General features: G+C 29.3%; 9 protein-coding genes and 1 pseudogene. All 10 read right to left on the bottom strand.

Annotation, left to right across the window (positions count from 1 at the left end):
- Positions 1–540 (bottom strand): annotated as a pseudogene (locus LDL23_RS08845) (two-component sensor histidine kinase); the annotation flags it as partial.
- Between the two features lie 3 nt (positions 541–543).
- Positions 544–1,428: a cation diffusion facilitator family transporter gene (locus LDL23_RS08840; protein ID WP_291265368.1), complete on the bottom strand. Its 885-nt coding sequence runs from the start codon at positions 1,426–1,428 to the stop codon at positions 544–546.
- Between the two features lies 1 nt (position 1,429).
- The gene (locus tag LDL23_RS08835; protein WP_291265367.1) at positions 1,430–2,095 is read right to left on the bottom strand and encodes a response regulator transcription factor; all 666 of its coding nucleotides are present in this window, start codon (positions 2,093–2,095) and stop codon (positions 1,430–1,432) included.
- A gap of 11 nt (positions 2,096–2,106) precedes the next feature.
- Entirely contained in the window at positions 2,107–3,537 is a 1,431-nt protein-coding gene (locus tag LDL23_RS08830; protein ID WP_291265366.1) for a DUF3570 domain-containing protein, read from the bottom strand.
- A gap of 12 nt (positions 3,538–3,549) precedes the next feature.
- Positions 3,550–3,759, bottom strand: a complete 210-nt coding sequence (locus LDL23_RS08825; RefSeq protein WP_291265365.1) for a DUF4266 domain-containing protein — start codon at positions 3,757–3,759, stop codon at positions 3,550–3,552.
- A 2-nt stretch (positions 3,760–3,761) separates the two neighbouring features.
- Positions 3,762–4,745: an FAD:protein FMN transferase gene (locus LDL23_RS08820; RefSeq protein ID WP_291265364.1), complete on the bottom strand. Its 984-nt coding sequence runs from the start codon at positions 4,743–4,745 to the stop codon at positions 3,762–3,764.
- Positions 4,742–5,179 (bottom strand): thioredoxin family protein, encoded by a 438-nt coding sequence (locus LDL23_RS08815; protein WP_291265363.1) that lies wholly within the window; start codon positions 5,177–5,179, stop codon positions 4,742–4,744. Before LDL23_RS08815 ends, LDL23_RS08820 begins: the two co-directional genes overlap by 4 nt.
- Before the next feature lie 121 nt (positions 5,180–5,300).
- The gene (locus LDL23_RS08810) at positions 5,301–7,259 is read right to left on the bottom strand and encodes an LTA synthase family protein (protein WP_291265362.1); all 1,959 of its coding nucleotides are present in this window, start codon (positions 7,257–7,259) and stop codon (positions 5,301–5,303) included.
- An 85-nt stretch (positions 7,260–7,344) separates the two neighbouring features.
- The gene (locus LDL23_RS08805; RefSeq protein ID WP_291265361.1) at positions 7,345–9,372 is read right to left on the bottom strand and encodes a hypothetical protein; all 2,028 of its coding nucleotides are present in this window, start codon (positions 9,370–9,372) and stop codon (positions 7,345–7,347) included.
- Between the two features lie 15 nt (positions 9,373–9,387).
- The coding region (gene fabG / locus LDL23_RS08800; protein WP_291265360.1) for a 3-oxoacyl-[acyl-carrier-protein] reductase at positions 9,388–10,000 on the bottom strand (613 nt) is incomplete at its 5' end.

The raw sequence follows: 10,000 nt of genomic DNA, 5'->3' as shown, positions 1-10,000 counted from the left end.
AAAACGAGCAATTAAAAACAATAAAATTAGAATTAACGGAAAAGTAATTAAAAGAATGTTCTTTAAAATTAAAACAATTTCAAAATCTTCTAGCGACATTGCAACCACTAAATAACCAACCACTTCTCCTTTATTGATAATTGCAGTTTGAATTTGTCGTAATGGAATATCATTTAATTTTGTATCAATAAATATGTTATTGCTATCATTAAATAATTTTAGATTAGAGTCTTTAAGATTTGGAGATTTATCAATTACTTCTTTATTGTTATCATAAAACTGAACAAAAACAGGATTAACCCTAATAGAATTGTGCTCACGTGCTCTCCATTGGTCCACCTGAATTAAGTAAGTATCATTTGAATCGGTTGACACATCATCTAAATGTTTGAATAATTCTTCTTGAATTTCTTCATTAACATGTTTATTAACGCTGTATTTTACAATATTGTAAATGAATAAAAAAACAATCGCAATAAGAATAGAACCACTTACAATGTAGTTAAAAGCAATTCTATTTTTAAATGAAAATGAAAACATAAATTAGCGTTCTATGGATTCAAAATTAGGCTCAATGTGTATTAAAACATGACCTAATTCAATTAGTTTTTCTCGTAAAGTATCTTTCAAATCGTGAGAAATATCATGACCTTCTTTCACAGAAATTGTTCCATCCACCATTACATGTAAATCTACGTGATATTTCATACCTGCTTTTCTAATAAAGCATTTTTCTATACAAATTACACCTTTAACCGTTTGTGAAATTTTTTTAATTTCATCTTCTAAATCGTGATATAAATGTTCATCCATAATTTCTCCTAAAGCAGGGCGAAAGATTTTATAACAATTGTAAAGGATGAAAACTGATGCTAGTAAAGCCGCCCAATCGTCAGCAGATTCGTAGCCTTTCCCTAAAATTAAAGCAATTGATATACCCACAAAAGCTGCAATTGAAGTAATTGCATCACTTCTATGATGCCAAGCATCGGCTTTTAATGAACTACTTTTAGTTTCGATACTTTTTTTCATTACAATTTGAAAAGATATTTCTTTCCATAAAATAATTGCTCCTAAAACAAAAAGTGTGAAAGGTTTGGGTAATTCGTGAGGTGTTCCAATATTGTTAATACTTTCGTAAGCAATAATTGTAGCTGAGATTATTAAAAAACCAACTACTAAAAATGTAATTAAAGGCTCAGCTCTTCCGTGACCATAAGGATGGTTTTCATCGGCTGGTTTATTAGAATATTTAATTCCGAAAAGTACCAAAAAAGAGGCGAAAATATCAGTTGTAGATTCAATTGCATCAGCAATCATAGCGTAAGAATTACCAAAATAGCCCGTTATTCCTTTTATTAATGCTAGTGTTGTATTTCCAACAATACTAAAATAAGTGGCTTTGATTGCTTTTTCTGTATTAGGCATGCTAAATTTCGTTTGCTATGTATCCTACTCCTCTAATTGTTTTAATTAATTCTTGATCTTTTGTAAGGTTTAATTTTTTTCGGATAGCGTTCATAAAAACATCTATAACTCCTGTATCATATTCAAAATGAATATCCCAAACATCTTCAATAATATTTGTTCGAGTACAAACTTGACCTTTATTTTTAATTAAATATTCGAGTAGTTCAAATTCTCTTTGCGTCAAAGATACTTCTTTATTATCTACAAAAACTTGAAATTTTGATTTATCAACTTTAATATTTCCTAAAATTAAAACTTTAACTTCATCTTTTGTTCTGAAATGAATTTTTATTCTTTCTAGTAACTCATCAAATGAAAAAGGTTTTTTTATGTAATCATTTGCTCCTGCTTTTAAACCTTCAATAGTTTCTTGAACTGTATCTTTTGCGGTTAAAAAGATTATAGGTAAATTACTTTTCTCTAATCGTATTCTCTTACAGACTTCAATTCCTTGCATTTTTGGAAGCATCCAATCAAGTAAAACTAAATCAACTTGTAAGTCTAATGCTTTTTTAAGTCCATTTTCTCCATCTGAGGCAGAAGAAATTGTATACCCTTCTTCTTCTAAACCTTGTTTTAAGAAGTCTACAATTCCTTTTTCATCTTCAACAATTAGAATGTGCATACTATTTGAAATTATTGTTCTACGAATTTAATACCAAACGTAATTATATTAGCATTTAAGCCGTCATTTCTATCGTAATGATTGAACCTTAAATCTATACTTTTTAAGCCAAAGTTCCAAATTTTAACACTGGTTAAGATATCAGTATACCCTACACCGAAACCATATTGACTAGCATTGAAAGTTGATAAATCGTAATCTGATGTATAATATTTTTCAGTTGACAAATGTGTTTCAAAAGGAGCAAAATATTTAGATGCCTCTTGAGTATAATAGCGATACATTGGGAAAACGGTAAACTTATCGGTCAACTTAATAGGTAGCTCGATACTCGCAGTATGCGATGTAATTCCCCAATCGTCCCAATAATAACGATAGTAAGTTCTTAAAGATAATCTTTCGTTAATATAGTAATTTAATCTACCACCAAATGGTAATTTAAAACGAGTTCCTGGCAAACGTTCAATATCATCTGCTAATTGATAAACTCCTCTATTTTGTGAAGTTTCATAAACTGGAATGTATTGAGCTTGACCAATGTAATAATTGGCTTTGTCCGCAAAATATACTCTGTTATATGGAGAAGACAACATTCCTTGTTGTTGCAAAATATCAAAAAATACTGAAAACTGCATTTTCTTTGTAGCCACCTGTGAAAAACTCAATGAAAGTGAATAGGAATTTCTATTTTTTGAATTCCATAATTTAAAATCACTTGGCAAATAACTGGTTGATGCATTTCCGTTTTGATCTAAAATAGTTACCCCATTAAAAAAACCATTATTTTGAAAACCTAGACCATATTTAGCATATTCGTGTAATTCAGTAGCATATATTGGACGCCATTGATCTAAATAGACATTAGCTTTTGCACTAACTTCTGAATTTTTATTATTGAATAATTTACTCATCCCTCCACCAAAACCAATAGAAGTATAATCATATTCGTTTGAAAAAGAGACATTAGTACTCCAAATAAAATTTCTACTATCTGAACTATGACTGTAATTTACTACAGCACTTCCCAATACATCTTGGGCAGAAGCACCTGAAGAGGCCTGCCAAGGTGTTCCATATGGTCCTGTAACCGGAGCTTTATCGTCATCGTCACTTCCAGCAGAAGCGCCAGAAGCATTGAAAGGATTAATATTACTTGACGATGCTGAAGTGTATGCTGAAAGTCCCATATCAACAGTCAATACATCATCATCATTTAAAGGAATGGCTACTACAATATTTGAGGCTAAATCTGTAAGTTTTTCAGAACCTATACCACCAGAAACAGAAGAATGTACACCATCTTGTTTGTAATAACTAACAAGAAAATCTACTTCAATTCCTTCTAAAACACGTTTTTTATAAGCAACATTTGTTGAATCACTTTCTTGAGAAAAAGCAACAGTACTGATTAAAGTAAATAAAAAGATTATTTTATTTTTCATTTCAATTTTTTCTTAATTACAACCACAACCTCCACCCGTTTTTCCTCCATTTGCTCCAGAAGCAGCTTCTCGGTAAACTTGAAAAGTGGTTTCATATCGTTCAGAAGTTCTTGCTGATAACTTCATTTCGGGATCATTGATGTATTGTTTGTCATACTCTTTTACTGAATTACAAGAAGTAACTCCAACAAATATTAATGCAACCATTATAGTTTTTCTCATCTTTATTGATATTTTTTAATGTCTATATTTTTAGAAACATGTATACCGCCTTTATCATCAACGATAATACAACCTATTCCTTTTAATTGATTTACTAAATCTAATCCTACTTCAACTCCCATCACAAAAATTCCTGTGGCTAATGCATCTGCTAATTCCGTTTGTTTAGCAAAAACAGAAACACTTATAATTCCTGTTGCAGGATAACCTGTTCGTGGGTCAATAATATGTGAGTATCGTTTTCCATTAAACGTAACATATTTTTCATAGCTACCAGAAGTTTCTACTGCACTATCATCTAATGGAAAAGTAGCAAAAACTTTATTTTTATTCATTGGGTTTACAATTCCAACTGTCCAAAGATTACCATTGGGTTGTTTCCCCCAAGTGTTAATATCACCAGAAACATTTACCAATCCAGATGAACAGCCTTTTTCTTGTAATAAAACTTTAATTTTATCTGCAATGTAGCCTTGTCCTATTCCGCCTAGACCTAATTTCATTCCTTTGTTCTTTAAGAAAATAGTGGTGTCTTTTGGATTAAGAATTATATTTTGATACCCAACTTTTTCAACTGATTTTCTAATTTCTTCTGGTGTAGGCATTTCTTTCATACTACCATCAAATTTCCAAATTCTATCCATAGAGGCATAACTGATGTCAAAAGCTCCTGATGTTAATTTTGAAATTTTAGTAGCTCTATCAACCAAATCATATACCTCTTTATCTACCTTTATTGGAGAAATTCCCGCGTTATGATTTACTTTTGAAATTTGAGAAGTAGGAATCCAATCCGATATTAAATTTTCAATTCGTCTTACTTCAGTAATAGCTAAATCAGAAAATAAATTACCTTGAATGGAATCTTTTGCTACAACAGTAATTTCAAATGGACTTCCCAACAAACTTTGCTTTTTTTTAAAAATTTGTTGTCCAAATGAAAGTGTTTGCGTTGCTAAAAGCAAAAGAATTAATAGCTTTTTCATTTTTTCTCAAATGCGTGAATCATTTTTATATACTCTTCAGGAGAAACGTTTTTAAATCCCATTTTTCCTAACACTTTTCCATTTTTATCTAAAATTACAACCAATGGAAAACTTCCTTCTAAATTATATTTTTCAGCTAATTTTCTGTTATGTTCTGTTTGTTCTTTAGATAATTCATTTGCTTTTTTTCTTGGAAAATCAGCTCTTACAATAATCCAATCTTGTACTGCTTCTTTTTTAAATGCATCAGATTGCCAAATGTTTCTGTCTAATTTAATGCAAGGTGCACACCAATCGGAACCAGAAAAGACAATAATAATATTTTTGTCTTGTTCTGCAGCTGATTTTTTTGCTTCATCAAAATTATAATTCCAATCTTGCGAAAACCCAAATGATGTAACAAAAAGGATAATACTTACAAATAGTTTTTTCATCTTATTTTAATATTTTTATATGCCATTTTGATATTCAAAAACCTTACCATTTATTATACAAATTAACTTCATTAAACTCAAATAATTGTTCTTCTCTTGTTACATTAAGTAAAAATTAAGTTTAATTCAGTTTATTGTTCAAATATAAATAATCAGCTGTTTGATACCAAGAAATGGTTTCGTTTAGTTCGGTTTTATTATTAGGAGCTACCTTTAATTTGTTTGATTCTTTGTACCAATTATAACTTGTATTTGTTTTTTTATTAGATAATATGGTAATTACTTTGTCTTTTTGTAACGCTAATTTTAAGTAAGTACCTATTAAAGCTCTTTCTTGATAGTTTTTAGATAACACATCCGTGCCAAAAAAGTTAGATGTATAAGTCCAATGTAATTGTCCAAACAAAGTAGGAAAAACATCAATTTGGCTACATAATTTAGTCACTTTTTGAGGTGGAATTAAATTTTGACCATAGATAATTGCAGGAATATGATAATTTTCTACATCAATTTCATCTTTTCCGGCACTACTTGCACAATGGTCTGCAACAAACACAAAAATAGTATTTTTAAACCAAGGTTTATTCTTTACTTTTTTAAGCATTTGTTGAAGAGCAAAATCGGAATATTTAACAGCTCCATCTCTTCCTGTGCCCGAAGGAATATCTATTTTATTTTCTGGATACGTATAAGGTCTGTGATTAGAAGTCGTCATAACAAAATTTAAAAAAGGCTTCTTTTTTTGATGATATTCATCGGCAACTTTAATCATTTTATTGTAAATATCTTCATCACAAATACCCCATGCATTTTCAAATGTAACTTCGTTATCATCAATATTATGGCGCGTTGTTTTAATTTTATCACTTAAAACACTTCCTCTACCTCTATCATAAATATCAAAACCATTTCCTCCATAAAATGCATTCATGTTATCAAAATAACCATCACCTCCATAAAAGAAATTACATTGATAATTTTTACTTTTAAAAACATTTGAAATCGTATATAAATTTGAATTATTTGGTCGCTTTACAATACTTTGTCCAGGAGTTGGTGGAATTGATAAGGTTACAGCCTCCATTCCCCTAACAGTTCTGTTTCCTGTAGCTTGTAAGTTTTTAAAGAATAAACTTTTATTAGCAATACTATCTAAAAACGGTGTTATTTTTCTTTCGTTTCCAAATTCAGTCATAAAACTAGCACTCATACTTTCCATAAGAATGAATACTACATTTGGTTTCAAATCTGAATCTAAACTGTCTTTTATTTTTCGTTTAATGGAAAAATCATTAGCTAAAAACCTTGCATTTTCTTCTTTTAAATTATTTCGAACCAATTGAAAAGCCAATTCATCTGAAATAGAATTGTAAAAAGTTTTAAAATCCAACTTGTTGTTTCGCAATTCTGCAAAAAAAGAATAAATTCCAGCTTTTGAAATTTCATTGTTGTATCTATTTTTCGACCAATCGGCATTTGAGTTGGAAATAAAAAAGACATAAAACAACATTAAAGCTACTGAAAACAGAAAAGGAATAATACGGTTTTTAAATGAAATTTTAGTCGTAAATGTTTTATTGAAAAAATCATTTTTAGCAAAATAAAAGTATATAATTCCAGTAATAATCAACATAGAAGGAATTAATATATACAACGGATAAGATTCGTGAATATTTTGAACAACTTCAAAAGTATAAATCAAATAATCTACCGCTACAAAATTGAAACGACACTTGAATTCTTCCCAAAAAGTAATCTCAGCAAAGAATGTAAAGACAAATATTAATAAGGTTACTAAAAAACCAAAATATATAAAGATTTTATCAACTATACTTCCTATATATTTCTTTGGAACTAATAAGATATACAATGTACTTATTACAAATAAAAATGAAAGCACACCTATATCAAATAGTAATCCAAAAGACAATATTTTAAACAGATTAAATACTGTAATGTCAATTTCACTTAACTGCCAAAACAAAAAGACAATTCTTAATAAAAAAGAAAACAACACAAACCACCCCGAAAAACCTAATAGAAGTGCATATCGTTTTGATACCCTATTGATTGATTCCATAAAACTCAAATTTTCTACAAAATTGAGTCATAAATAAAAAGAATTGCTTAAGGCTAGCTTAAATAAAAATTAAGATTTACTTAATTTATAATAAACCATTATATTTTCGAATAAACCATTCTGAAGTAAGAGCAAAAACAGCGATAAGAAGTAACCAAATCCAATCGATTATTGGTGATTTTTTTATAGTTTCTTTTTGTGTTGGAATATAGTTTTCATTATCAATCAAGGTTTGAATTACATTCTCGATTTGATTTGGATAAAAAACTTTTCCATTGGTATTTACTGCCAATTGCTCTAATCTGGATTTATCTGGATTTACGAATTGTTTCTCGATTTCAAAATCTAAAACTTCAAAACTCGCAGAAAAAATAGTATTTGATTGTTTTTCAGTTACTTTAAAACTGTAATTCCCAGCTTCTAAACCATCTAAATTTACTTTGTAAGAATTGGTTGCTTTAAGTAAATCGTATTTTTTTGTGGCTTTAGTTTTTGAATTTACAACCTGAATAGTAAGTTGTGCTTTATCATCAAACTCATAATTCTTATTGAAATATTCAGCAGTAATTTCAATACTTTCTCCTGAATTGTAGAAACTTTCATAAGTAACATTTAAATTCTTTTTAGAAGCATTGGAAACTAAAAACTGAATAATTTTATCGGTAAACAAGTCAAAATCTTCAAATGATTTCTTGCTCAAATGATTTTCCAAACGCCATTTCCAGATATTTTCTCCTATCAAATACGCTTTTCTTTTACTTCCATTCTCCGTGAAAGTTAAGATTGGATTTTGTATTTGTACATTTCTAATTCTAGCCGAAAGCAACGTATTAATATTATTTTTAGCAGCAACAACTCCAAAATTATGTTCTAATGGAGGAAAATTTTCAAATCCAATATTCGTTTGAGCAAACAAGTTAAAATCGGATTCATAAATAGCTAAGTAGTCTTCTTTTGGTGCCGACATTTTAAACAACAAGTCATCTTGAACCTGATTTAAAAATCCGAAATCGGTTGCAGTTCCTGTTATGATAAAGGTATTAATTTGAGCTGTTTTATTTTGCTCAAATAGAGATTTAAAAGCAGTAGTTGGTTGATATAAAATCAAAACATTATAATTTTGTAATAATTTGATTTCATTTGGTTTAAGAATAGTTACCTTACGTTGTTGATTAACTTCAATACTTCTTTTTAAAGCACCTAAATCAGGATGATTAATGGCAGAAATTAAGGCAATTTCACTTCGTTGATCGATTACTTCAACGGCAAAATTCTTAGCATTATTAGAGATGTTTTTTTCTTTTATATTAGATGAAATTACCGCTTTATATTTGGCAATTCCAACTTTATCTGCATTTAATAAAACAGTAATCGATTGGGCTTTTTTGTCTTTTGAAAAAGTTACTGTTTGCTTGTGAACCGTTTGATTTCCAGATTGGATTGAAAAACTAGATGTAATGGTTTCATTTCCATTGTATTGTAAAAATACTTCAACTGGAAATTTATTCTTTAAAAAAGCGTATTTATTAACGTTGATTTGGTTAATTTTTAAATCTAAAACAGTTGTAGTATCACCTAGTACAACTGGAAAAACACTTGTATTTTCTTGAAAACTAAACACATAATCATTACCCATGGTTTGATTTCCGTCGGTAAATAAAATTACAGGATAATTGGTATTTCGATATAACTGTTTTAAATTCTTAGCTACATCATCAATATGGGATTGATTGCCTTTAAAATCTAGTTGTTCTAACGATTTAAATTCGTCATCAAACGAAAATAATTGCACATCATATTTTTCAGTAATAGCTTTATTTTCAGCAATTTTTAGATATAACTCTGACGCTTCTTTTGTTGCTTTTAATTCGGAAATAGATTTGGAATTATCTACAACTAATGGTAAAGGTGTTTTCTTAATTTCAGTAATTTTTCGACTAATAATTGGATTAATTAGCAATAAAAAGATCGAAAACAAACTTATAAAACGTAAAAAAGCCAAAAACCAATACAATTTTGACTGGTTTTTGACTTTATACAAATATTGATAAAACGACAATCCAGCAGCAATAATTACTGATAATAGGAGAAGTAAAATTGTGCTTGTTGTCATTTATAGTTTCAACTATTACGTTAACATTCCTCCGTCAACATTAATAACTTGTCCTGTTACATAAGCGCTCATATCAGAAGCTAAGAAAACACAAACGTTTGCTACATCCTCTGGAGTTCCTCCGCGTTTTAATGGAATAGCTTCTCTCCATCCTTTTACTACATCTTCATTTAATTTTGCAGTCATTTCAGTTTCAATAAAACCTGGAGCGATTGCATTGCAACGAATGTTTCTTGAACCTAATTCTAACGCTATAGATTTAGTAAATCCGTTCATACCTGCTTTAGAAGCTGCATAGTTAGCTTGACCCGCATTTCCTTTTACTCCTACTACACTACTCATGTTTACGATAGAACCTTTACGGTTTTTCAACATGATTTTTTGAACCGCTTTTGTCATATTGAAAACCGATTTCAAGTTGATTTCGATTACTTTATCAAAATCCTCTTCAGACATTCTCATTAACAAATTATCCTTTGTGATACCCGCATTATTGATTAAAACATCTATTGTTCCAAATTCAGCAATAACATCATCTACTAATTTTTGTGCCTCGTTAAAATCTGCTGCGTTTGATTTGTATCCTTTAGCTTTAATTCCTAAAGCATTTAATTCATTTTCTAATGCC

The organism is Flavobacterium sp., assembly GCF_020217025.1.
GTDB lineage: Bacteria > Bacteroidota > Bacteroidia > Flavobacteriales > Flavobacteriaceae > Flavobacterium.
This window is presented reverse-complemented; position numbering and strand designations above follow the sequence as displayed.

Coding starts and splice junctions, on each gene's coding strand:
- LDL23_RS08840 (WP_291265368.1), bottom strand. CDS start 1,428: ATGCCTAATACAGAAAAAGCAATCAAAGCCACTTATTTTAGTATTGTT.
- LDL23_RS08835 (WP_291265367.1), bottom strand. CDS start 2,095: ATGCACATTCTAATTGTTGAAGATGAAAAAGGAATTGTAGACTTCTTA.
- LDL23_RS08830 (WP_291265366.1), bottom strand. CDS start 3,537: ATGAAAAATAAAATAATCTTTTTATTTACTTTAATCAGTACTGTTGCT.
- LDL23_RS08825 (WP_291265365.1), bottom strand. CDS start 3,759: ATGAGAAAAACTATAATGGTTGCATTAATATTTGTTGGAGTTACTTCT.
- LDL23_RS08820 (WP_291265364.1), bottom strand. CDS start 4,745: ATGAAAAAGCTATTAATTCTTTTGCTTTTAGCAACGCAAACACTTTCA.
- LDL23_RS08815 (WP_291265363.1), bottom strand. CDS start 5,179: ATGAAAAAACTATTTGTAAGTATTATCCTTTTTGTTACATCATTTGGG.
- LDL23_RS08810 (WP_291265362.1), bottom strand. CDS start 7,259: ATGGAATCAATCAATAGGGTATCAAAACGATATGCACTTCTATTAGGT.
- LDL23_RS08805 (WP_291265361.1), bottom strand. CDS start 9,372: ATGACAACAAGCACAATTTTACTTCTCCTATTATCAGTAATTATTGCT.